19 protein-coding genes are annotated in these 26,016 nt (G+C 40.3%); 17 read left to right on the top strand and 2 right to left on the bottom strand.

Annotated elements, in window-relative coordinates:
• Positions 1-26: 26 nt before the first annotated feature.
• On the bottom strand, positions 27-1,433 hold the full coding sequence (locus HWQ41_RS12265; protein WP_292763047.1) for a response regulator: 1,407 nt from the start codon (positions 1,431-1,433) through the stop codon (positions 27-29).
• Positions 1,434-2,304: 871 nt separating this feature from the next.
• Between HWQ41_RS12265 and HWQ41_RS12260 the strand changes: the two genes are divergently transcribed.
• The 13 genes from HWQ41_RS12260 to HWQ41_RS12200 all read left to right on the top strand — a co-directional run bounded on the left by HWQ41_RS12260 (position 2,305) and on the right by HWQ41_RS12200 (position 18,382).
• On the top strand, positions 2,305-2,979 hold the full coding sequence (locus tag HWQ41_RS12260) for a VWA domain-containing protein (protein ID WP_292763045.1): 675 nt from the start codon (positions 2,305-2,307) through the stop codon (positions 2,977-2,979).
• Positions 2,980-3,030: 51 nt separating this feature from the next.
• Positions 3,031-3,813: a PP2C family serine/threonine-protein phosphatase gene (locus HWQ41_RS12255; protein ID WP_292763042.1), complete on the top strand. Its 783-nt coding sequence runs from the start codon at positions 3,031-3,033 to the stop codon at positions 3,811-3,813.
• A 57-nt stretch (positions 3,814-3,870) separates the two neighbouring features.
• Complete coding sequence (locus HWQ41_RS12250) at positions 3,871-6,039, top strand: tetratricopeptide repeat protein (RefSeq protein WP_292763040.1); 2,169 nt, start codon at positions 3,871-3,873, stop codon at positions 6,037-6,039.
• 507 nt (positions 6,040-6,546) lie between these two features.
• Entirely contained in the window at positions 6,547-7,320 is a 774-nt protein-coding gene (rfbF, locus tag HWQ41_RS12245; RefSeq protein WP_292763038.1) for a glucose-1-phosphate cytidylyltransferase, read from the top strand.
• A 161-nt stretch (positions 7,321-7,481) separates the two neighbouring features.
• Positions 7,482-8,696: an L-2-hydroxyglutarate oxidase gene (gene lhgO, locus HWQ41_RS12240; protein ID WP_292763036.1), complete on the top strand. Its 1,215-nt coding sequence runs from the start codon at positions 7,482-7,484 to the stop codon at positions 8,694-8,696.
• Positions 8,697-9,136: 440 nt separating this feature from the next.
• A complete protein-coding gene (locus HWQ41_RS12235) occupies positions 9,137-10,165 on the top strand; it encodes an NAD(P)-dependent oxidoreductase (protein WP_292763033.1) in 1,029 nt (342 codons plus the stop codon).
• Between the two features lie 200 nt (positions 10,166-10,365).
• Entirely contained in the window at positions 10,366-11,634 is a 1,269-nt protein-coding gene (locus HWQ41_RS12230; protein ID WP_292763031.1) for a class I SAM-dependent methyltransferase, read from the top strand.
• A gap of 207 nt (positions 11,635-11,841) precedes the next feature.
• A complete protein-coding gene (locus tag HWQ41_RS12225) occupies positions 11,842-12,795 on the top strand; it encodes a glycosyltransferase family 2 protein (RefSeq protein WP_292763029.1) in 954 nt (317 codons plus the stop codon).
• Between the two features lie 89 nt (positions 12,796-12,884).
• Positions 12,885-13,892 carry a glycosyltransferase gene (locus HWQ41_RS12220; RefSeq protein ID WP_292763026.1) on the top strand — a complete coding sequence of 336 codons (1,008 nt, stop codon included), beginning with the start codon at positions 12,885-12,887 and terminating at the stop codon, positions 13,890-13,892.
• Between the two features lie 50 nt (positions 13,893-13,942).
• Complete coding sequence (locus tag HWQ41_RS12215; RefSeq protein WP_292763023.1) at positions 13,943-14,794, top strand: phytanoyl-CoA dioxygenase; 852 nt, start codon at positions 13,943-13,945, stop codon at positions 14,792-14,794.
• A 110-nt stretch (positions 14,795-14,904) separates the two neighbouring features.
• A complete protein-coding gene (gene rfbC / locus HWQ41_RS12210) occupies positions 14,905-15,462 on the top strand; it encodes a dTDP-4-dehydrorhamnose 3,5-epimerase (protein ID WP_292763021.1) in 558 nt (185 codons plus the stop codon).
• Positions 15,463-15,522: 60 nt separating this feature from the next.
• Positions 15,523-16,761, top strand: coding sequence for a glycosyltransferase (locus tag HWQ41_RS12205; protein WP_292763018.1), 1,239 nt, complete (start codon positions 15,523-15,525; stop codon positions 16,759-16,761).
• A gap of 307 nt (positions 16,762-17,068) precedes the next feature.
• On the top strand, positions 17,069-18,382 hold the full coding sequence (locus tag HWQ41_RS12200; RefSeq protein ID WP_292763016.1) for a Gfo/Idh/MocA family oxidoreductase: 1,314 nt from the start codon (positions 17,069-17,071) through the stop codon (positions 18,380-18,382).
• A 200-nt stretch (positions 18,383-18,582) separates the two neighbouring features.
• On the opposite strand, the gene HWQ41_RS12195 is transcribed toward HWQ41_RS12200, so the two are convergent.
• Positions 18,583-18,738 carry a hypothetical protein gene (locus HWQ41_RS12195; RefSeq protein ID WP_292763014.1) on the bottom strand — a complete coding sequence of 52 codons (156 nt, stop codon included), beginning with the start codon at positions 18,736-18,738 and terminating at the stop codon, positions 18,583-18,585.
• Positions 18,739-18,769: 31 nt separating this feature from the next.
• On the opposite strand from HWQ41_RS12195, the gene HWQ41_RS12190 reads away from it, so the two are divergent.
• From HWQ41_RS12190 to hepA, 4 genes are all read left to right on the top strand, one after another.
• Positions 18,770-19,870, top strand: coding sequence for a glycosyltransferase (locus tag HWQ41_RS12190; RefSeq protein WP_292763012.1), 1,101 nt, complete (start codon positions 18,770-18,772; stop codon positions 19,868-19,870).
• A 146-nt stretch (positions 19,871-20,016) separates the two neighbouring features.
• Positions 20,017-22,245: a polysaccharide biosynthesis tyrosine autokinase gene (locus HWQ41_RS12185; protein WP_292763009.1), complete on the top strand. Its 2,229-nt coding sequence runs from the start codon at positions 20,017-20,019 to the stop codon at positions 22,243-22,245.
• Between the two features lie 1,009 nt (positions 22,246-23,254).
• The gene (gene hepC / locus HWQ41_RS12180; RefSeq protein ID WP_292763007.1) at positions 23,255-23,986 is read left to right on the top strand and encodes a heterocyst development glycosyltransferase HepC; all 732 of its coding nucleotides are present in this window, start codon (positions 23,255-23,257) and stop codon (positions 23,984-23,986) included.
• A 151-nt stretch (positions 23,987-24,137) separates the two neighbouring features.
• Positions 24,138-25,988: a heterocyst formation ABC transporter subunit HepA gene (gene hepA / locus HWQ41_RS12175; protein WP_292763003.1), complete on the top strand. Its 1,851-nt coding sequence runs from the start codon at positions 24,138-24,140 to the stop codon at positions 25,986-25,988.
• Positions 25,989-26,016: the final 28 nt, after the last annotated feature.

Genomic DNA, 26,016 nt, shown 5'->3' with positions numbered 1-26,016 from the left:
CAAAGTCGTTATATTTTATCGTTAATTTAAGCCAAATGCATGAAAACTATTTTCAGTAATTCGGCGCGAGTAAACGGTTTAGTCAGATATCCAGATGCCCCGACTAATTTCGCTTTTACTTTGTCTACAATCCCTTTACTTCCAGTGACAAAAATGATCGGAGTCTTCTTAAATATTGAATTATTTCGTATAATCCGACACAATTCATAACCATCGATTCCTAACATGTTTAAATCCAGCAAAATTAAGTCTGGTTTGTGCCTTATAATTGACAAAACTGCTTTTACTGGATCGTTGATAGTCACTACAGAAAAATTTTCATTTTCTAAGAAATGGCTAATTTCTTTGAGAATTGTCGGGCTATCATCTACAGAAACGATTTTGTGGACTTTTTCTGCCGTTACAGTAGCAGCCGTTACTCTTTGGGAAGCAGGATTTATGTTATTTGATATTGTTGGTTCCTGAAAGTTTTCTTTTGGAGGAGTGGAAATCTGTGGTAATCGCTGAACAGGTGCTATATTCTCTTCAGAAATATCTGGGTAAGAGTTGACGGTGATACTTAGTTTTTCTTTGGTGTCAACTAACTCTGTAATTAATTTTGAGAAAAGCGTAGGCGTAGCCCGTCGTAGATATCGCTCTTCAAATATCTTTGGTAATTTATCAAATGGTGGATCAGGTTCATGCAATATAATCGCACCCTTAACGATGTAAGGGTATAAATTGCGAGCCAGTTGGATTTCATCTTGATTCAAAATTACAGCCAGATGACACAGGCTGAAACCCTTCATCCAATTAGTTAAATCTGGCTGGAGGTTTGGTAAATCTTTTTCCTCAAGTTTGCTGTTAATCAACAGATATGGACGTTGATATGGAGAAGAAATTTGTGGAACAAAAGCCTGCCAATTCTGTAATCGTATTTGGCAACGTTCTAGAATTTTTTCTACATCTAGCCGACAAATTTTTGCCATTCTATTAACTGGTTCTGTTAATTCATAAGTACCTTCTTTGATGAGCAAAAATGATTCAATCACCTCTTTAACTAATTCCTGAACTAGCACTGCTGCTTGTGTAGAATGTAGATGTTGTTGACTAACAAGCCAGGATATAGCCTGATACTCAGGAGGGTGGCTTTTAGAATTACTATCATGTTCGATTAACTGACTGTGTGAGTCAGGTTCAAACATCAGACGTAATTGAACACGAACCTCACTGGTAAGCAGTGGAATTTGGTGGCTAAGGCGACGCAAATGACGTTCTAATCGATCAAATGGTTCCACTGAATGGGTAGCATAGGTTATTTTGCCCTGTTCTAGGTAAATCGACCAAGAAACTGAGTTACTCAATGCTTGTAAACAAGTACTGTCGGAAGAATTGGATAACTGTCTTAACAAACTTAGAGGACGTAGTTTGGTGAATGCACCGGAATTATTCATATTTTTCAAGTTTTTTACGGAATCAACAACCGAACATTTGTAGATTGAAAATATGATCTATGAAGTATTCTCTTCTTTGTAATATTTCTCTACGCACAAATTATTTATCTTAAAATATGTATATATATTAAAAATTATAATTTTTTCAACTTCTCTGTGATATTTAGCACGCTCTACTTAATTTATCTCTAAAAACAAGTAAGTGGGTATGAATAAAAGTAAACACTTATCATCGCTATAGGACTCGTATTTGATTTTTGAAATAACTCAGTACACATCTATTCCCTTCTTTCCTGTTCCCTGTTAAGAGTTCCCTCCCTACGCAAGTAAGTTCAGAAATCAAATCGGATTCCTATAGACTATGGGTAGATGTTGGTTACTTCTGGATTTTACTCACTATCGACAACTCTTGGTTGAAGACCCTAGTAATGACGTTTATTTATGCCCACTCACAAAAAACAGGTAAATTTGATTCCAAGTTCGCGCAGTTACACTGGTATACTTCTAAAGCTAACGCTCTTAATTATGGTTGATCACTTTTCTATAAAGGAAGGATTCTCCTACATAAAATCTTTAAAAACTTATCTAGGAAAGTTTACGTATTTATTGTACTGTAGGTTTAAGGGATATAAATTTTTGGTAGATACATTACAACAGGTAATGCTGGGTTTTGATAAACTCTTTTTTGCTAAACTAAGCTGTGATCAAGTTCTTCTTAAATATATAGTGAACTTCATGAAAATAATTTGTTTAATAAAGATTAGAGCATCTACCACTAGATACTATATTCTGTAGTCGGCTCGGCGACTGGAATTATACACTCTGAGAAAAGGGAAATAAAGCTTTGAACTTTAACATAACACAAAAAGTTATGCATGATACATTAAGACTTGATGAAGTAGTAGAATTTGCTGAGAACCCAGAACCACGTTGTCCTTGTGTGCTTTTGCTAGACACATCTGGTTCGATGCAAGGAGATCCGATTGAGGCTTTAAATCAGGGTTTACTAAGTTTAAAGGATGAATTAGTCAAAAATTCCTTAGCCGCAAGACGGGTGGAAGTGGCGATCGTCACTTTTGATAGTAATATCAATGTAGTACAAGACTTTGTGACTGCCGATCTATTCAATCCGCCTATTTTGACAGCACAGGGCTTGACTACGATGGGTGCAGGAATTCATAAAGCTTTAGACATAATTCAAGAGCGGAAATCTCAGTATCGTGCCAATGGGATTGCTTACTATCGTCCTTGGGTATTTATGATTACCGATGGAGAACCGCAAGGCGAGTTAGAGCATGTAGTAGAGCAAGCAGCCCAGCGCTTACAGGGAGATGAAGCAAATAAACGTGTAGCATTTTTTACGGTAGGTGTAGAAAATGCGAATATGACGCGTTTAAATCAAATAACTGTGCGTACCCCCCTGAAACTGAAAGGATTAAATTTTATCGAAATGTTTGTCTGGTTGTCAACTAGTATGTCAGCTGTTTCCCATTCGCAGGTGGACGAACAGGTAGCACTACCGCCGATTGGTTGGGGGACTGTTTAATTAAAAATCGCAGCTTGATGTTTAGACAGCTAGCTGTTGAAAAAAAAATCTATGAACATATCAAAACAGATTGCTCAATGGCGGATTGTGGCTGCGTCTGTATGTGGTACAAGTCACTTAAAAAACAAGCAGTTATGTCAGGATGCTCATCACTGGCAGATATTGTCAGATAATGTTTTAGTGGCCGCCGCAGCAGATGGCGCGGGTTCTGCTAGTCTTGGGAAAGTGGGAGCGATGATTGCTGTGGAGACAGCAATAGAAAACATTTCAACCATTGGACTGACCCGAAAAATGTTGACTGATGATGCTGATGTGCGATCGCTCTTAAATGATGCCATACTAGCGGCTAAAAAAGCTGTGGAGGATGAGGCGGCTACTTGTGACAAACAGCCTCAAGATTTAGCAACTACCTTAATTATGATGATTGCCACACCAGAAGTTGTCGCTGTGGCACAGATAGGTGATGGTTTGGCAGTGGCAAAAGATGGTATGGGCAACCTCTTAGCACTGACTATACCTGATAGCGGTGAATACATCAACGAAACCACTTTTTTAACTTCGCCTACTGCCTTAGATACGGTGCAGATGAGATTATGGCGTACAGACATCGTAAATGTTGGTATCATTACTGACGGACTACAAATGCTGGCTTTGAATATGGTTGTTGGCGAACCTCACAAACCGTTCTTTTTTCCCCTGTTTGAATTTGTAGCCAATACCGAGGATAAGACAGAAGCGAAGGAGCAGTTGGTAAAATTTTTACGCTCAGAGCGGATTACACAACGCACTGATGATGATTTGACACTCATTATAGCTGCATTCAACGACTCATGAGCAATACATCTACAGGTTTCACATCTTACAATAACTCCCGTTAGCGGTAATTTCATTATGCAGGTACTACGTTGTTCCCCTAGAAAAGAAATCCTCAGCCTCAATGTCAGTTTGGGGCGTGGCGGTGAAGCTTGTGTTTATGCAGTGCCATCCGATAGCAACTTGGTGGCGAAGATTTACCACAAGCCAACAACTGCCCATGCTGATAAACTCCAGGCGATGCTTGCCAACCCGCCAGAAAACCCGACGGCTAGTTTGGGGCATATCTCTATCGCTTGGCCAGAGGATTTATTACGGGCAGCAGATGGCAAAAATAGCATCCTTGGCTTTTTGATGCCACATATTCAGGGGATGCGTCCAATCATCGACTTTTACAACCCCAGAACCCGTCGCCAACACTGCCCCCTATTCAACTATCAGTACCTGCTCCGCACGGCTCGTAATCTGGCGGCGGCTTTTGCAGCTTTGCACGCTAGTGGATATTGTATTGGTGATGTGAACGAGTCAAATATCCTCGTCAGTGACACCGCACTGGTGACTTTAATAGACACAGACTCTTTCCAAGTACCCGACCCCAACAACAATGTTGTTTATCGCTGCCCAGTAGGTAAACCAGAGTTTACCCCACCAGAACTTCAGAATAAAACTTTTGCCCAGCACGATCGCGAAATCTCTCACGATTTATTTGGGTTAGCGGTGCTAGTATTTCAACTCTTAATGGAAGGCACCCACCCATTTTCGGGGATTTTTCAAGGCGCTATTGAGCCACCGCCCTATGAAGCCCGCATTGCATCAGGTCATTTCACTTACAGTGAAAAGCGGCACGTACCCTACCTTCCGACACCCATTGCACCCCCTTGGGAAATTCTCCATCCCAGCTTACAAGAACTATTTGTGCGTTGTTTTGAAGCGGGTCACAACAACCCACTGCTGCGCCCCAGTGCCCAGACTTGGCTCTCAGCAATAGCTGAAGCCGAAGATTCCCTGATTACCTGCACGACAAATCCCCAGCATCGCTACAACAACCACATGCGTAGCTGTCCGTGGTGTGAACGTACCGTGCGATTAGGCGGACGCGACCCCTTCCCATCGCATCGGGCTATAGAAGCTAGAGAACATCTACAACCGCGAATCAAAGCCAAAAAGCACTACACCCAGACACCGCGTTTTCCACAGCGAGCCATGTCATCGCACCTAGTTAATTATTGGCATCCAGTAATGACTCCCAGCGGTTCGTTTTATAAACCTTCCAAGAAGTCAAAATTGTACCCGATTATTTTTTGCTTGCTGGGTTTTGGTTTATTGGGATATGCGGACGTAATGATTAAATTTACTCAGCCGTTGGTTTCCCAAAATGCTTACACCCAACAAACATTGAAGTCTCGCCAGACAAATAACAAACTTAGTTTCGCTGATTACTATCAGCTGGGTGACGCTGCTTACAAAGAGCGAGACTATGACAAAGCAATTGTCAACTTTAGTCAGGCAATTCAACAAGAACCGACACATGCCATAGCTATTGTAAATCGTGGCAATGCCCGCTATAACCTAAAAGACTACGAAGGAGCAGTTACAGATTATAGCCAAGCTCTCACAATCAAGCCCAATCAAACCAAAGCTCTTGTAAATCGGGGAAATGCCCGCTATATGCTCGCCGAATATAGCAACGATCCTGATCAACAATATAACCTAGCGATCGCTGACTATAATCGGGCCATCGGTCTGGATAATAATGAAATTGAAGCTTATATCAGACGGGGGATTGTCCGCGCCCAAATGGCTAAATATAGCGGTGAATCTCAACAAGCTTACAAAAGAGCGATCGCAGATTTTACTCAGGCAATAAAACTTAATGTATCCAAAGCCGAAGCTTACTTTCAGCGGGGTGTTGTCTATTATCAAATTGCTCAATATAGTAGCAATTATGAGCAAGAATATAATCAAGCGATCGCTGACTTTAACCAAGCATTAACTATTAGCCCTAAACTAGCAAAAGCCTATCTCAAACGAGGCATGGTTCGCTATGAACTGGCACAATATGGCGGTAGTCAATCTAACAAAAACCAGACGAAAGCTATCGAAGATATACAGGCATCTGCCAAAATCTTTCTTGACCAAGATGATATGGATAATTATCAGCAAGCACTCAGTAACATGTGCGTGGTCGTAGAAAACAAATGTGACCCTTTATTCCAAGGCTCAACTAATGTGGAAAAAACTAACTAAGAGGATGTTTGTAAAGTCTAATTTATTACTGTCTGGGCGACTATAAGTCTCAGTTACACGAGACAAAACCTAGCTCCGTAGGTTGACAAACCCTTGAATTTGCCTGCTTTCCACGGAGGTAGACGAGAGCTTGTGTAGTAGCGAATTATATTCGTCCAATACTTTGAAAACATCCTCTAAAAACAAGTAAGTTTTGTTACTGACATCTTATTGATTTTGATTTCAGAAATCAAGCATGACTAGGGTTAGCTGGCGCTAATCCTAGTTATTTTATAGGTAATATTTTTATTTGATTGAGTAATTTATTTCCGTATTTATAGATATTCATAGAGCTTTTATATAGAAAAGATTTTAATTTATATTTCCTTCATAATTTTGCCGAAAATTACAGTTAGATTGTTGACGGAGAAAAAGAAATCAGAAATCAATTTTTCTCTATCTAAGTGCATCCTCTTCATGTCGATAAAGTCAAATAATAATATCCCTACAAATCTCCGAGGTAATTGCATGAAAGCGGTGATTTTGGCTGGAGGGCTTGGTACACGCCTCAGTGAAGAAACTAGTATCAGACCCAAGCCGATGGTTGAGATTGGTGGTAAGCCAATTCTCTGGCACATAATGAAAACTTACTCTGCCCACGGCATTAATGACTTCATCATTTGTTGTGGTTACAAAGGTTACATAATTAAAGAGTATTTTGCTAACTACTTTTTACACATGTCAGATGTGACATTTGACATGCGATTTAACCAGATGAACGTGCATTCTGGTTATGCTGAACCCTGGCGTGTCACCTTAGTAAATACGGGTGATAATACAATGACAGGCGGACGCTTAAAGCGAATCAGCGAACATGTTGGTAATGAAACTTTTTGCTTCACTTATGGTGATGGTGTAAGTGATATTAATATCACCGAGCTAGTTAAGTTTCATAAACAACAAAATTCATTAGGAACACTCACAGCCGTTCAACCAGCCGGACGTTTTGGAGCCATTTCCTTAGGAAATGAGCAAACTAAAATCACCAGCTTTCGGGAAAAACCTGAAGGTGATGGAGCTTGGATTAATGGCGGTTATTTTGTGTTAGAACCAGAAGTAATCAACTTAATTGCTGATGACTCTACGGTGTGGGAGCAAGAGCCATTAGAAAAGCTAGCTGATATGGAACAGCTATCTGCTTTTAAACATGATGGTTTTTGGCAACCGATGGATACTTTACGCGATAAAAACTATCTAGAGGGGCTATGGAAGAACAGTCAGGCTCCTTGGAAAGTTTGGTAAAAGAAGAGTTAGGAGTCATTCAATTTTAGATTTTAGATTTTAGATTTTTCTTTCAATCCAAAATTCAAAATTCAAAATCTAAAATTGGCAGAGTTAGGAGTCAGGAGTTAAATGACAAATGACTTCATAGATTTACTGTAATTACAAGTACAATAATACTAATGTATGATTTTGCGATTATAGGTGGGGGAATAGTTGGACTATCGACAGCGTTGGCTTTAGGAAAACGCTATCCCAATGCACGTATTTTAGTACTAGAAAAAGAGAGCCAATGGGCATTTCACCAAACCGGCAATAATAGCGGGGTGATTCATTCTGGTATTTACTACAAGCCAGGGAGTTTCAAAGCTAAATTTTGTCGTGATGGTTCTCGCTCTATGGTAGAGTTTTGTCAAGAGCATGGAATTGAGCATGAAGTTTGTGGTAAGGTAATTGTTGCAACTGAAGAACAAGAGCTACCACGCTTAGAAAATCTCTACAAACGCGGCTTAGACAATGGCATAGAAGTCCAGAGAATCAGCCCCGAAGAAGTCAAGGAAATTGAACCTCACGTAAAATGTGTAGGTGGAGTTCGGGTATTCTCAACTGGTATTGTTAATTACAAGCAAGTTTGTTTTAAATACGCCCAGCTAATTCAACAGCAGGGTGGGGATTTACACCTGAATACAAAAGTTTTGAAAATCTCCCCAAGTGATAAAAATCAGGTACTGGAAACAAACAACGGTAGCTTTGAAACACGCTTTGTAATTAATTGTACTGGATTGCATAGCGATCGCACCGCCAAACTAGGTCAAGTTGAACCCCAAGCAAAAATTGTCCCATTCCGGGGAGAATACTACGAACTCACCCCAGAAAAACGCTATCTGGTCAAAACACTAATCTACCCAGTTCCCAATCCAGATTTCCCCTTCCTGGGTGTCCACTTTACCCGGATGATTGATGGTAGCGTCCATGCAGGGCCAAACGCGGTTCTGTCGTTCAAACGCGAAGGTTACAAAAAAACCGACTTTGACCTGCGGGATTTTCTTGAAGTCATCACCTATCCTGGTTTCTGGAAATTGGCAGCAAAACACGCTGATGAAGGCATCCAAGAAATCATTCGTTCCTTTAGTAAAGCAGCCTTCACCAGAAGTTTGCAAAAACTAATTCCCGAAGTCCAAGCAGAAGACTTAGTTCCCACCCATGCAGGAGTCCGCGCTCAAGCCTTAATGAACGATGGCAAGCTTGTAGACGACTTTTTGATTGTTTCCGGTCAAAACTCCATTCATGTTTGCAATGCTCCTTCTCCGGCTGCCACATCTTCTCTAGAAATTGGCAAAGCGCTAGTCACTCAAATTCCCCAACTCTCGCATCTAGATAATGTAGTAACTGCATAGATAGATAGTTGTTATTTCCGGAACTGCTGAATTAGGGAATGAATCTTGTGGGGTGACTTGTTCGCCTGAAAATACAAGGGACGGGCAAAGATGTCCATCCCACAAGAAAAAAGTGTAGTGCATCAATTAAGAACCGTTATAGAGTGCTGCTACCCAATGGGTAAGCCGGCAAAAGGTTTTAGTAACTACGTCATGACTGTTAGCAGATTCAGATATAGCGCTTCTGTGTTGAGTCCAATACAGACCTAACCCCCAACCCCTTCCCTGCAAGGGAAGGGGAGTAAGATTCAAAGCCTCTCTCCTCTTAGGAGAGAGGAATGGAAGTGAGGTCGAGCTATTGCATACAAACGAAAAACGCTATAGCGGTTCCTTTGGTCACACATCTGTGCGACCCTACTAAACGAAGAATTTAACTCATCAATACAAAGGCATTAACCACAATGAAAATATTAGTAACTGGCACAGAAGGCTATCTTGGTTCGTTATTACCTTCTCTATTAATTGAACGGGGACATGAAGTTATTGGTCTAGATACCGGTTTCTATAAAGTTGGTTGGCTGTACAACCCTAGTGGAGTAACACCCAAAACCCTCAACAAAGATATCCGCAACATCATCCCTGAAGATTTGGAAGGTGTCGAAGCAATAGTTCACATGGCGGAACTCTCCAACGACCCAGCCGGACAATTAGCACCTAATATTACCTACGAAATTAATCATGTAGGTTCAGTTCGTCTGGCTAGTCTGGCTAAGGCTATGGGTGTGCGTCGTTTTGTATATATGTCTTCGTGCAGTGTCTACGGTGTTGCTACCGCAGATGATGTCACAGAAGAATCCCCAATTAATCCCCAAACAGCCTACGCAGAATGCAAAACTCTGGTAGAAAGAGATGTCAGACCACTCGCTGATGATGACTTCTCTCCCACCTTTATGCGGAATGCCACAGCCTTTGGTGCTTCTCCCAGGATGCGCTTTGATATTGTTTTAAACAACTTAGCAGGATTGGCATGGACTAGCAAACAAATCAAAATGACCAGTGACGGTACACCTTGGCGGCCATTAGTCCACGCACTGGATATTTGCAAAGCAATAGTTTGCACCTTAGAAGCACCACGGGACATTGTACATAACCAAATCTTCAACGTCGGAGATACCGCAAACAACTATCGCGTCAAAGAAATCGCGGAAATTATTGCTGATATTTTCCCAGATTGTAAATTGTCTTTTGGTGACAACGGCGCAGATAACCGCAGCTATCGGGTATCCTTCGAGAAAATCAACACAATCCTACCCGGATTTAAATGTGATTGGAATGCCCGACTTGGTGCCCAGCAGCTATTTGATTTATTCAGTCAAATACATATGGCTGAAGATACCTTCTTGTTTAGAGGATTTACCCGCTTAAAACAGCTAGAGTATCTGATTCGTACAGAGCAAATTGACAAAGATTTCTTCTGGAATAAAAAGTAACTAAAGTTTGCGATTAGTGTGTAAAGAATAATTTAATCAGAGGAATTATTCGTAGTTTTTGCTTTAGCACTAAAGTGCAAACTACGAACCTATGAAATCAAAAATTACACACTAATAACATCAATATTTACGAAATTAATAATATTTGATTCGGACTTATTTCATCCATCCAATTATTTACAATCAGTGAGTTGAAAATTATGGCGATCGCAAAATGTCGTTTCAGTGGTCAACCTCTGCATCAAACTTTTATTGATCTAGGAATGTCACCTTTAGCCAATGCTTATCTTAGGGCAGAACAGCTAAATAATGCCGAAAAATTTTATCCTCTCCATGCTTATGTCTCTGAAGATACCCTCTTAGTTCAATTAGAAGAGTTTGAAACTCCAGATCACATTTTCAGTGACTATGCTTACTTTTCTTCCTACTCGGTAAGTTGGCTAAAACATGCTAAAGCTTACACCGATATGATGGTAGAAAAGTTTGGCTTTAATCATCATAATCAAGTTATTGAAATTGCCAGCAACGACGGCTACTTACTGCAATATTTTTTAGAAAAGGGAATCCCAGTTTTAGGAATAGAACCAGCAGCAAATATCGCCAAGGTTGCCCAAGGCAGAGGCATTCCTAGTATCAACAAGTTTTTTGGAGTTGAAACTGCCAAAGAACTCGTAATACAAGGAAAATTAGCTGACCTTTTAATAGGCAATAATGTTTTAGCTCATGTACCCGATATAAACGATTTCATCGCTGGGATCAAACTCATCCTCAAACCCAATGGCATTTTGACGATGGAGTTTCCTCACATTTTACAACTCATTCAAGAAAATCAGTTTGATACGATTTATCATGAGCATTTTTCTTACTTCTCATTCCTCGCTATCGAAAAAATTTTTGCAGCACACAACTTGCAACTTTTTGACGTAGAGGAATTACCAACTCATGGTGGTTCACTAAGAATTTATGCCAAACATGACCACGCTGAGAATCCTAGTATTAGTGAACAAGTTAGCCATCTGAAAGCAAAAGAAATTGCTGCTGGACTGCATCGGATAGAGACTTACATTACATTTGCCGAAAAAGTCAAAGAAACAAAGCACAAGCTATTAAATTTTCTCTTGACGGCTAAAGCAGAAGGTAAATCAATCGCTGCTTATGGCGCACCAGCCAAAGGTAATACGTTGCTCAATTACTGTGGGATTGGTAAAGATTTTATCGATTACACAGTAGATTGCAGTCCCTACAAGCAAGGCTTATTTCTACCTGGAACTCATATTCCCATCTTTGAAACAGACAAAATCCGCGAAACCAAACCAGATTATGTCCTAATTTTACCTTGGAATCTCAAGGAGGAAATTATGGAACAAATGGCATTTATTGGTGAGTGGGGGGGACAGTTTGTAGTGCCAATTCCTGAAGTAAAAATTTATCCATCTCCTATTCCTGATAGGCTTTTAATAGCGTCGTAATTACTAAACAGAAGCAAGGAAATGCCTCTTATTACTAATTATTTAATTGTTGTGATGATGATAGACAATATTTAAATAATAATTAAAAGGCGCATTTCTGATAAAGTTTCTGCCACCAAAGCATAAAAAATTAGACTGGAAAGCAGCTTGCTAATTACTAAGCTGTTGTTAGTTCTGGTTCTTATTAACTACAGAGTTGAGTTTAATATGAATAAATTGCTTACTATCGCCATTCCTACATTCAATCGTGCCCAGCTTCTAGATAAACAACTGACTTGGTTAGCTAAATCTATTAAAGGGTTTGAGTCTGACTGTGAAATCTTTATTTCTGATAATTGCTCTACAGATAATACTCATGAAGTCATTAAAAAGTGGCAGATAATTCTTAGTAATGTAAGATTTACGTCAAACAAAAATAGTGAAAATATCGGGGTAATGGCTAATATTGCTTGTTGTTTGAAAACCCCAACTAGTAAATATGTTTGGACAATTGGTGATGATGATCCAATTCAGGAGAGAACTCTAGATTATGTGTTAACAACACTAAAAAAACATTCAGATTTAGCGCTAATGTTTTTAAACTTCTCTGGTCGCGAAAAACGAACAGGTCAACTTATTGTAGAACGCTGGTTAAATAGTGATAACGACGAGCCAAGAGTTGATGGTAAAGCTGTATTCCAAGGTTATCTGAACGAAAATTTTGGTGGTGTACTTTTTATATCAGCAGCAATTTATCGCACAAATATAGTACAACAAGCTTTACAAAAGTGGTCATCTGCTACTAGTAATTGGGCATCTCAAGCATATTGGACTGCGTTTTGCGCTGCTCATGGAAGTATCATTGTCACTAAAGACACTTATTTAGAATGTACTATGGGCGCTAGTCTTTTGGATCTTGACCCAACATGGAACTTTAGAATGCGATATGCTTACATACCTGAAGTTTATATAAAACTACTAAAGGTAGGATATCCTCAGAAATTTTGTCAGGAAATGATTTGGCAGAATTTCCAACAAAAAACTGACTTGAAAATCTTATTAGGTGCTTTAAAACGTTGGCCTTTCTTGACAATAAAGATATTTATTCCTTACCTGCGTTTGTTAAGCATATCAGCTTGGGCAATTCTTTTTCCACCCAAGCAACTAGAGACTAGCCGATAATTTAGTGTGTTAATTGCCAAATTCCTGTTAACACTGGTTCTTGGCGATAACCACTTATATACCAATTTTATTGACTACTATTTATTACCATGCATAAATTACTGACCATTGCTATACCGACTTATAATCGTGCTAAGTTACTTGATAAACAGTTAGCATGGCTGGCTCAAGCTATTAAAGGTTTTGAAGATGACTGTGAAATTTTAGTTTCTGATAATTGTTCAACAGATAATACTCAGGAGGTGATCCAAAAATGGCAAGGAACACTTAGCAATATTACATTTAAATCAAATAAAAATTTAAAGAATTTAGGCGTAGTCAAAAATATTATGTATTGCCTAAATTCTACAATAACAAAATATGTTTGGACAATTGGTGATGATGATCCAATTCAAGATAGAGCCATTGCTTATGTGATTAGCAAACTCAAGCAGCATGAAGATTTATCATTATTGTTCCTCAACTTTTCCGGTCGGAACCAAATTACTGGTGAACCAGTTCATCCACCAAAAATTGTTGGTAATCGCTGGTTTGATATAGATAGTGAAGATGGTGATGGTGATGGTAAAGCTATATTTGAACATTGTTTATCAAAAAGTGTCGGTGCAGTTATTTTTCTGACTGCTACAATCTACCGGACTGACCTAGTAAAACGCGCTTTACAAAATTGGCAAGACGCTGAGAATAACTGGATATCTTTAGCATATTTAGCTGGATATTGTGCTGCTAATGGTAGTGTAATTGTCACTAAAGAAACTTATTTGGAATGTGTTGTTGGTGTGAGTTATTGGCAGAAAGAACCAAAATCTGCACTGTTAATGCAATACAAACACATACCCGAAGTGATTTTGAAACTGGAAGAGAATGGATATTCTAAGCAGTTTTGCAGGCGGATGCTTTTGCAGAACGGTAAAGAAGTCAATTTAAAAGTTTTCTTAGGTGCTTTAAGAAGATGGCCTATGTCCGCCATCAAAACAGTAGTTCCATTTTTGGCTTTAGTCAGTTTGTGTGCTTTTGACGTGATGGTTTGTAAAGAGTTAGGATTAGCAGAATCAAGTGAAATATCTACTCAAGAAGTGCAAAGCTATAAGCCATAAGCTACTAAATTACTTACAAATATACATCAAAACTAGAAGGGATGTACGACATGTTTAGTGCAATTAAACGCAAAATATCTACACTGTCTTCTGACTTTGAATACTACGTATCTCGGTTGAAGCATAGCAGAAATTTGCCAGCATTGGAAGGATGCGATCGCAACATCCTTAATGCTCTCAAAAAAGATGGCGTTTGCGTCACAACATTGGCAGATTTAGGGTTAAACTCTAGCTCCGAACTGCTCAAAGCTGCTTACCATCAATTGTCTCAGATGGAAAATCCCAACAACGACCATCTAGATGAAAAGTTACCACAAATTTCCACAGTTACAGCTTTACCAGAATTTTATGCTTGGGCGATAGAGAAAAGACTGCTCAATATCATCGAAAATTATATTGGTCTTCCTGTTGCTTTTCATGGTGTACATTTACGCAAGGATTTCAAGAGCAAACATCAGTTTGGGACATTACTATGGCATAGCGATGCAGAAGACCGTCGCATTATCAAAATCTTTATTTACTTGAATGATGTAGAACAAAAAGCTGGGCCTTTTGAATACATTCCGCGCTCTTTAACTTCCCTATTTAGTTGGAATTATTTTCGACTTTATTACAAACTTTGGAAGTCAGGCTATCTGGGTATCGATGATGAAGAAGTAAAACCAGTCATCCCCAAATCAGCTTGGAAATCCTGCCCAGGCCCAGCAGGTACAGTCATTCTTGTAGATACGAAAAATGCTTTGCATCACGGCAGAGTTCGCACAGAAGAACGATCAGCGCTATTCTTTTGTTACACCGCCAACCCTCCCGAACGACCAGACCTCTGCACCCAATACTGGGATGATACTTATCCCAGAGCAGAGTTACGTTCTTCATCAGATACAGTTAAAGTTTCGACTTAGTACCCTTTCGTAGGTTATTAAATCCCCGTTCATTACTGTTATTTTCTGGCGCAAACACTAAGCAGTTAGCAAGTATTTTCTGTACTCAACATTAATCTCAAAGGAATTATATGATTTTCACCGAAACCGCACTCAAAGATGCATTCATTATTGACTTAGAAGAAAAGCCAGACCACCGTGGTTTTTTTGCTCGGTCTTTTTGCGCTCAAGAATTTGAAGCACACGGATTAAAGCCAACAGTTGCTCAATGTAACCTGTCTTTTAACTACAAAAAAGGCACTCTCAGGGGAATGCATTATCAAATTCTTCCAGCAGCAGAAACAAAATTAATTCGCTGTACTAAAGGCGCAATTTATGACGTAATTATTGATATGCGTCCTGAATCTCCTAGCTTCTTATCACACATTGGTGTAGAACTAACTCCAGAAAATCGCCGCGCCTTGTATGTTCCAGAAATGTTTGCTCATGGCTATCAAGCACTCACTGATGAGACTGAAGTCGTATATCAAGTGGGTGAATTTTACACGCCAGGGTATGAAAGAGGTTTACGCTATGACGACTCATTCTTTAATATTGATTGGCCTCTAGATGTGACTGAAATATCTGAGAAAGATTTAAATTGGCCTTTGTTGAGAATGATGACTGTTGGCGGTACAGCTTCCAGATAACTATAGGCTCTTTCTCTGCGCTTTTATGTGAGAGCAAAATCATTAATATAGGTAGAAAAAATGGCAAATAATATTCTATCTCGTGTCGAAAATACTATCTCTTTCGTCTCCAAAAAAGTCCAAGCTCGCATCAATTACGCTAAGACCTTACAGGTTGTTTCCCTGAAGCCTAAACAGCCTTCCAAAGGAAATGTACTTCTTTCTTATCGGATTGAACCATTTCTCATAAAACCAGGTCAGCCTATCCCCAATGACCAGAGTTGGAATTGGGAATGTCTACTAATCGCCCAAACTTTTTTAGACCTGGGCTATAACGTTGATGTTATCCAATTCCACAATGATAAATTCGTTCCTCAAAAAGACTACGCATTTTTCATTGATATCCGTCATCGTCTAGAAGCGCTTGCACCAAAACTGAATAAAGATTGCATCAAGATTTTCCACGTTGACATTGCTAATATGGTGTTTCGCAATGCAGCTGAATGCAACAGACTTCTAGAACTCCAACAGCGCAAAGGTATTACCCTACGTCCACAGCGATTTGAAACGCCCAACTTGGGAATTGAATATGCCGATTATGCTACCGTATTAGGCAACAATTTCACAGTTGATACATTCAAATATGCGAACAAACCAATGTATCGTATTCCTATTTCTTCGTCACTCGTTTATCCCTCTCCCGCCGAGAAAGACTTTGAAGCGGTAAGAAAGAATTTTCTGTGGTTTGGTGGTAGTGCTTTAGTCCTCAAAGGATTAGACTTAGTTTTAGATGCCTTTGCCCAAATGCCGGAATACCATTTAACAGTTTGTGGCCCGGTAAGTAACGACAAAGAATTTGAGCAAGCTTTCTATAAAGAACTGTATGAAACACCCAACATTCACACCTATGGTTGGATTGATGTTAGCAGCCCTGACTTTTTAAAGGTTACAAATAATTGTTTGGGACTTGTTTATCCTTCCGTTTCTGAAGGACAGGCAGGAGCAGTAATAACTAGCTTGCAAGCCGGATTAATTCCGATTTTGAGCTATGAATCTGGTGTGGATGTTCATGATTTTGGTGTGATTTTCGAGAATCTTTCCCTTGAAGAAATTAAGGCGAAAGTTAGAAATATTTCCAATTTGCCTGTTGAAGACCTAAAGCTGATGTCTAATAAGGCATGGGAATATGCAAGAGCAAATCATACCAAAGAAAAGTTTGCCCAAGCCTACAGAAATGCTGTGGAGCAAATTATCGAAAATCACAGCCAGAAAAAACAGACTGCTTCTATAGCATCTAGCAAACAGCTAGTTAGTACTTGACGCTGGCGATTAGAAATCGCACGCCAGTTGCTCATGGGGGAAACCCCCATCGCGCAGCGTCTCGTAGAGAAGACCGCACTAGCTTGGCTATACAAACCAAGTTCACCTCCGTGGACTAATACAAAATCAAGGGTTCTTAACCCACCTTCACGTAGCATTCCGCAAGGAAAGGTGGGTTAAGTCTCATGTAGACGAGCCAGCAATTTCCCGTGAAAATGTACTTAATATTTAGCTGTAACAAATTATTAAGTGCAAAATTATCGAGAATTTGTATCACAATAAACAGTTCCAAAAAGGAGTTTAGTTCATGATTATTATCGATCGCGCCTTACAAGCCCGTGCAGCAGCAGGAAATCCTATCAAAGTGGGAATGATTGGTGCTGGTTTTATGGGTCGAGGAATTGCCAACCAAATTGTCAACTCCGTGCCAGGAATGGAGTTAGTAGCTATCTCCAATCGCCAGATTGAGGCAGCTAAACAAGCTTATTCGGAAGCCGGAATTGAAGATATTCAAGTTGTTGCAACTGTCAGCGAATTAGAAGATGCGATCGCTAACGGTAAATATGCAGTCACAGAAGACGCTAAGTTACTGTGTCGGGCTGAGGGCATTGATGCATTAATCGAAGTCACAGGTGCAGTGGAATTTGGCGCTCAGATCGTCATGGAAGCGATCGCTCATTGCAAGCATGTGATCATGATGAATGCCGAACTCGACGGCACCATTGGCCCCATCCTGAAAGTGTATGCCGACAAAGCAGGCGTTATTCTCAGCGCTTGTGATGGTGATCAGCCAGGGGTACAAATGAACCTTTACCGCTTTGTGAAAAGCATTGGTTTAACTCCGTTATTATGCGGTAACATTAAAGGACTCCAAGACCCCTATCGCAATCCCACTACCCAGGAAGGATTTGCTAAACGTTGGGGTCAAAAGCCTCACATGGTGGCTAGCTTTGCCGATGGAACCAAAATTTCCTTTGAGCAAGCGATCGTTGCCAATGCCACAGGGATGAAAGTCGCCAAACGGGGAATGCTGGGATATGACTTCAACGGTTATGTCGATGAAATGACCCAGTTATATGATGTTGAACAACTCAAGGAACTGGGCGGCATTGTCGATTATGTAGTTGGAGCAAAACCTGGCCCAGGCGTATATGTATTTGCCACTCATGACGACCCCAAGCAACGCCACTATCTCAACTTATACAAATTAGGCGAAGGCCCTCTTTACAGCTTCTATACTCCTTATCACCTCTGTCATTTTGAAGTTCCCCTGTCCGTAGCGCGTGCTGTCCTATTCGGTGATGCCGTCATGTCTCCATTAGCAGGCCCGCTAGTAGATGTTGTCACCACCGCCAAAATCGACCTGAAAGCAGGAGAAACCTTAGATGGCATCGGCTACTACATGACCTACGGACAATGTGAGAATTCCGATATCGTCCAACAGCAAAATCTCCTACCAATTGGTTTAGCTGAAGGGTGTCGCCTAAAACGAGATATTTCTAAAGATCAAGTCCTCACATACGAGGATGTAGAACTACCGGAAGGCAGACTATGCGACCAACTACGAACTGAGCAAAACACTTATTTCGCCCCAGAAAAAATCTTGGTAGCAGTTGGGTAAGGGACTGACAAATAAAAAAATACTCAACTACTTCTTGTGGGGTGGGCGACACGAGAGCCCATAGCCAAAGGCGGGCAAGATGCCCACCCCACAAGATTGGATAATTTATTTGTTGGAAGTCCTTAATATCGGTTCCAAAAATATTTGCAAGAAATGAATTGACTGTAGGGGCGTAGAGTCAGGGCGAATAGAATTCGCGGCTACACAAACTCTCGTCCGCCTGCGCGGACTGATACAAAATCAAGGGTTCTTAACCCACGGAGGTGGGTAAAGCCTCGTGTAGACGCGGTTTCTAACCGCCGATTTAACTGTGGGACACTAAAGTTGTTGATAGTAACTTGCTGGGGAGCGTTCAAACAAACCTGATCGAAACTTTAGGTCAAATTCATGAAAATTGCTCTAGTCCATGATTATTTAACCCAGCGAGGTGGGGCAGAGCGTGTGTTTGAACTGCTTTGTAAGCGCTATCCTGAAGCAGATATTTTCACATCTTTGTACGATCCAGAAAAAACTATTGATCTAGGCGATCGCATAGTTAATACAACTTTCTTGCAAAAGATTCCTTGTGCAGCAAAATATTTCAGGTCGATGGCTCCTCTATATTTTCCTGCCTTTCGTGCCTTGGATCTGCAAGACTACGATTTAATTATTAGCAGTAGCACCAGTTTCGCCAAAGCAGTGCGAAAAAACCCCAATGCCCGCCACATTTGTTTTTGCCATAATGTCACCCGTTTCTTATGGGATACAGCAACTTATTTAAGAGAGTACGGAGACTATAGATATTTTGCTCCTTTAATCGAACAAGTTTTCCAAGTAATGAGAAAGGTAGACCTGAAATATGCACAGGAACCTGACCTCTATATTGCTAATTCCAGTGTTGTTGCCCGCCGTATTGAAAATATTTATGGCAAAAAGGCAATGATGGTGAACTATCCAATTGATACTAGTAAATTTCTTTTTTCAGATATAAAAGATGAATATTATCTGGCCTCAGCCCGGATGATCAGTTATAAGCGTCTTGATATAATAGTGGAAGCTTTCAATTGGCTAGGATGGCGGTTATTAATATCAGGTGACGGACCAGAACAAGCACGGTTAAAATCCAAAGCATTACAAAATATTGAGTTCTTGGGACACGTAAGTGATAGAACCCGCAAAGACTTGTTTTCCAAAGCCAAGTCTATTATTGTCGCAGCCCTAGAAGACTACGGATTAGTTCCAGTAGAGGCTAATGCTAGTGGCACACCAGTCATAGCCTATGGAGCAGGTGGAGTATTAGATACTCAAATATTAGGTGAAACAGGAGTCTTTTTCAAAAGGCAAACACCCGAATCCTTACAAATTGCATTACTAGAAGCCAAGGGCATTTCTTGGGATTACGATCGCATCCGTAATCATGCAGTAGCAAACTTTTCAGAGAAAGCATTCTTTGGGAAAGTTGAGCAAATTATTAACCAAGCTTGTGGCGTGCATCAATTATTCATTTGATTTCTGAATCTCTTTCCACTATAAGATTACCTATTTATTTTCTCTCCTCTTGGCGGTTTGTTAAAAAAAATAGGTATTCTTCGGAGAATCTCTTAGCGTAAGTCTCGTTGGCATAGCCTTTCGTAGAAAAGACAAGGATAATAAAAGTGGTTCAAACTAGTCTAAATCCTCATTTAACTCCAGCTTCTGAAAGTGAACTAGGTTACGGACAAATATTTGCAGTACTTATACGGAGATTTCCTTGGTTTTTGGCAGTATTTATTACTTCTATCGCTCTTGCTGGTGTGGTAACTTTTAAGACAAAACCTACTTATAAAAGTTCAATGCAACTGCTAGTAGAACCTAACTATCAAGGTAAGACAGAAGGTGCTGGGTTAGACAACCAGTTTACTGACTCTAATGTGGTTATAGATACTGCAACCCAGCTTAACTTGATGCAGAGTTCGGGACTGATCCAAAAAGCAGTTGATAAACTTCAGTCTGATTATCCAGATATAAGTTCAAGTGAGATTAAAGCTTCTTTGGTCTTAACTCAATTAAGGAGCAAAGAAGATAATGTCGCTACTAAAATCTTTCAAGTGGAATACACTGCTGGAAATCCAGAAAAGACACAAAAAGTTCTGAGTGCAATTCGACAAGTTTATGTGGAATATAACAAAGATCAACAGAATTCGCGTTTACAAAAAGGTCTGCAAATTATCAGGGAACAGTTAAGTAAAGCCAGTGAAGAGGTAAATGCGTCTGAGGCAAATTTACAAAGGTTTCGCAGAAATCAGAACTTAATTGATCCAGAGTCACAGGCCAAAGCGATTGAGACAGCTTTGAACAATATTGCCCAAGAAAGACAGACAACTCGCGCTCAATATGGGGAAGCTTTAGCACGTCAAAAATCTTTAGAAGAACAACTTAACCGTTCTCCTCAAAATGCTCTAGTTGCTTCTCGTCTGAGTCAGTCTACTCGCTATCAAGGCTTACTGAACGAAATCCAAAAAACCGAACTCGCACTAGCACAGGAACGCTTACGCTTTACAGATCAAACTCCGAGTGTGCAAAAGTTCAAAGAACAGCTTCAGAGCCAGAAGGAATTATTGCAACAAGAGGTAGGAAGAACTTTAGGCGGAAAGTCTAATGGTGGATTCACTTCGGGAGATTCTCTTCTCGAACGAGGACAGCTTGGGCAAATTGATCTCAGCCTTGCTGGTCAGCTAGTAGAAACGCAGACCACTATAGTTGCTTTAACTGCTCGCGATCAAACTTTGGCTCAGAAAGAAAACGAGCTGCGTCTTGAAATTAAACGCTTCCCGCCTCTGTTGGCTTATTACAATCGGATGCTACCGCAGTTGCAATTTAGTCGTGAAAGATTAGAGCAGCTTTTAAGAGCAGAACAGCAATTGCGGCAAGAACTTTCCAAGGGTGGATTTAATTGGGAAGTTGTAGAAGAACCTCAAAAAGGCGGACAATTAGGCCCCAATCTCCAGCAGAACTTGCTGTTAGGTGCTGTGGTTGGGTTCATGTTAGGAGGCATTGCTGCCTTTATTCGGGAATCGGCTGATGATGCAGTTCACACCACTGCTGAGTTAGAGAAGCAAATGGCCATGCCGTTGTTGGGAACAACTCCCAAGTTACCGCCAGCCAAACCTAAAGAATCAATGATCAAGTTGCCTTTTGGTAAGCCAGAAGTTCTCGCTCCCTGGACAATTCAGGTATTGCAATCTCCACCGCGTTGGGAATCGCTGGATCTGATTTACAAAAACATTGAACTTTTAAATACTGTTACTAATTTAAAATCTTTGATGATCACCTCAGCTTTAGCCGATGAGGGTAAATCAGCCTTGGCGTTGGGTTTGGCAATGAGTGCTGCCCGTTTACACAAAAAGGTGTTGCTAATTGATGCCAACTTACGTGATCCCAGTCTGCACGAACAACTGAATCTTCCTAATGAACAGGGGCTTTCAACTTTATTGGCTAGTGATGCAACTCTACCCAACCAAATTAGTCTTCAATACTCAGGTTCCGCCTACATCGATATTTTGACTGCTGGCCCCAAACCTGCCGACCCAGCTAATCTGTTGAGTTCCCCTCGGATGATGCAATTAATGGCAGCATTTGAGGAAAACTATGATTTGGTACTCATAGATGCTTCCCCAGTTCTCGGCTTGGTGGATGCCATGCTTACCGCATCATCTTGTCGTAGCGTGGTCATGGTGGCAAGCATTGGTATTGTGACCCGAAGTCAGCTGACTCAAGCGACAGCCATGTTAAGTAAGTTAAATCTGATTGGGGTTGTAGCTAATGGTGTATCAAACTCTAGCATTAATTACGTACCCAATATCAAACAACAGCAATTAGCTCTACGCCAAGCTGTGGAAAAATAGCTAGTACCGCTAGATGATAGATCCCCGACTTCTTAGAGAAGTCGGGGATCTTGCATTTTTCTCGTTTCTAGCCTCTGGCTGGAAATGCTCCTCATTGCGGCTCTGCCGCGAGTCAGGGAGGCGGAGCCTCAAAATAGGCATTCCCAGTCTCCGACTGGGAACGAGGTAATAATCAAAATTTAATTTTGTTGCGATCAGGAAAAATTCAGTATATTTATGCTATCTTTATGGATTATCAGAGAAATCACTGGCTCTTTAAAGAGTAAATAAAGAATTTATTTGAGCGATCGCTATTTCTACATAGTCTTATATTCTAGAGATTAAAGCACTTCCAAAAAGGTTAGAAGACAAGAGTGGACTGGTTTTGGTAAATCTATCGACACAATGAACACCTCAGCGTAATTAAACGTAGATATAGATTCATGGGTAATTTCCCTCTACACTTCTCTACTGTCAGTAGTTTCCGGAAAATCATGATTTGCCCATGAATATTAATAGTAAAGTTGCTCGTAATTAAGCATAGGTTTTAAGACCCCCAACTTCACAGGTAGCTTTGTTTCAGACTAGATCATGTTCGCTTAAAGACTCATTGTTTAGACTGATGCGGAGAGTTTTTTAATATCGCAGTTTGCAGTTGAGTCCAATACAGACCTAACCCCCAACCCCTTACGCCAGGTGCTTCTCCCTTGGCGCTAGCCTCTCCCTTTGGGAGAAGGGGAGACGCGCAAGGGACAAGTCGGCAGAGCCGCCCAACGCACTGGCTCCCCTACTAGCGTTGGGGAGTAAGACTCAAAGCCTCTCTCCTTTTACGAGAGAGGTTTGGAGAGAGGTCAAAACTGTACTGCATCCAAGCGAGAACCCTACAAGTGATTAGGCGGACATGACATAATTACGAATTACGAATATCTCCAACTTTTTGGACTTACAACAAGATGCGGATTTGGGTCTTTGGCATTGATAGCCTTTGATAACTCCTCAGCAATTCACTCCTGTATAATCCCAAAGACATATGACAGCTTCAATAATTCCAACTTCAAAGAATTTATATGATCTAACCCAGCAACACCAAGGTAATCGCTCTGAGTACTGCACACTCCAGTGGCGACGGGGTAAGCTGTTGGTGAAGCCGCCTGGACGAGTTAAACAACCATATCTGCCTTCATTAGATAGTAAGCGATCGCTAGTAGAATGCTTACAACATTCTCCTGTAAGTTTGGTAAGCATAGATCCAAAATTGGGTGAGGCTTTGCTCAGGTTTTGGGCAGATGCATGTGAAGAAGCTCAAAAACCAATATTCCTAAGCATACCTGCTGGCAATAAACTACCTAACCAACCCTGGAGACAATTACAACGACTAATTGATTGGATTGCTGCTTTCGTTTTGCTGCTATTAGTAAGTCCAGTCATGTTGGGATTGATTGTATTAATGCAGGCTTACTCGCCAGGGTCACTTTTTTCTCGTGAGTGGCGTGTTGGAGAACGGGGTAAACTCTTTGGGGCGATGAGGTTTTGCACAACTACAAAGCACAACATCACACCGCTAGGGCGTTGGATGCATAAATACGGTCTTGACAATTTACCACAGTTATTTAATGTGCTGCGGGGTGACATGAGTTTGACCGGATCTTGTTGTTGGACTTTGGAAGATGCAATACAGCTAAATAAACTACCAGAAATTACGGCTTCATGGGAAGTAGAGGCACAGTCTCACCTGTTACATCTGGATAGCCAAACACTTTGAGAATTCAAAATTCAAAATTATTAAACCAATTATTTGTGAAATTGCACAAAATCAGGCTTGGTGAGACAACTTGCTCTGAGCAACAGCAACTTGTTCTATGCAATCTCACAGGTAATTGGTATTACATGCAAAATTATTGTTAGAAAAATCCATGCATTTCAAGCTTCCTCAACCACTCGGTAATCTGCTCAAAGCTACCAGCTTCTGGCAGGAAAACTATTTGATATTACAAGAATTTAAACACTTTCGCAAAATTGCAATTTTAGCTCTAATATTTTCGGTTCTGGCGGCAACTTTTGAAGGTGTGAGTATTGGTTTTTTACTTTCCTTTTTGCAAAGCTTAACCAGTCCTAATGCTCAACCTGTCCAAACAGGAATAGGCTGGTTTGATATTTGGATTCTGGGAGCTAAGACATCGGCAATTAATCGTCTCTATCGCGTATCTTTGCTGATTTTATTAAGTACTTGGTTACGTGCCACCTTCAATTATTTTTCTCAAGTCTATACTGAATTATCTCAACTACATCTTGCCGACCGCTTACGTAAACAAATTTTTGAACAGTTACAATCCTTATCGTTAAGTTACTTTGCCAAAACTCGTTCTGGTGAACTAATTAACACAATTACCACAGAAATCGAAAGGATCAGACAGGGTTTCAGTGGCGCAGCATTTTTAGTAACTAGAGGACTAACAACCTTTGTCTACTTAATATCAATGTTTTTGATATCATGGCAACTGACGCTGATATCAGCATTACTATTTACACTTTTAGGTGTAGGCTTGTCTAATCTGAACGCTAGAGTCAGAGAATCAAGTTTTGGCATGACAACTGCTAATGCTAATTTTACATCAACAGCCATAGAATTTATTAATGGCATTCGCACTGTTCACTCGTGTGGTACCCAAGAATTTGAGCGTCAGCGTTACTACAAAGCTAGCGATAAGGTAATAAGTACTACAACGAAAGTTGTGTTCACTTGGACACTTGTTAAGCCAATTGCCGAAGGTGTAGCAACTACGGTATTGATCGGAATGATTATTTTGGCGTTCACTAGCCTTGTTACCAACGGAACACTACAAGTTGCTTCTTTGCTAACCTTTTTCTTTGTGCTATTTCGCTTCATACCATTTGTTCAAGATATTAATGGCACGAGAGCATATCTCAGCACTTTACATGGTTCAGCAGACAACATTAAAAATCTGTTGAAAAGCGATGATAAATATTACTTTCAAAATGGCAAAGTTGAGTTTAAAGGTTTAAAAAGGTCAATAGATTTAGTCTCTGTAGATTTTGGCTATGATGATAAAAATCTAGTGCTACATAATATTACCCTGACTATTGAAAAGGGGAAAATGACGGCATTAGTCGGAGCATCTGGCGCTGGGAAAACAACCCTTGCTGATTTAATTCCCCGATTTTATAATGCTACAGATGGATATCTTTACATTGATGAAATTGATGTCCGGCAGTTTGAAATTAACTCCCTCCGTCGCAAAATAGCTGTCGTCAGTCAGGATACTTTTATCTTCAATACTAATGTTTGGCAAAATATTTCTTACGGGACTCCAGAAGCCACTAATGAGCAAATTCAAGAAGCTGCTAAACTAGCAAATGCACTAGAATTTATTTTGGAAATGCCCGAAGGTTTTGATACCCAATTAGGAGATCGGGGTGTCCGGTTATCTGGAGGACAAAGACAGCGAATTGCGATTGCGCGTGCTTTACTGCGGAACCCAGAAATTTTAATTTTGGATGAGGCAACTAGCGCCTTAGATTCTGTATCTGAGCGCTTAATTCAAGATTCATTAGAAAAGCTATCTGTTGGTAAAACAGTTATTGCGATCGCTCACCGTCTTTCTACCATTTCTAAAGCAGATAAAGTTGTAGTTTTAGAACACGGACGGATAGTAGAGCAAGGTAAGTATCAAGAACTTTTAGAACTCAAAGGTAAGCTGTGGAAATATCATCAGATGCAGTATGAAGTAAGGCAATCAGATTAGAAACAATATCCAAAATTTAGTTAAAATT

Source organism: Nostoc sp. NOS(2021), from assembly GCF_017115025.1.
Taxonomy (GTDB): domain Bacteria; phylum Cyanobacteriota; class Cyanobacteriia; order Cyanobacteriales; family Nostocaceae; genus Nostoc.
This window is presented reverse-complemented; position numbering and strand designations above follow the sequence as displayed.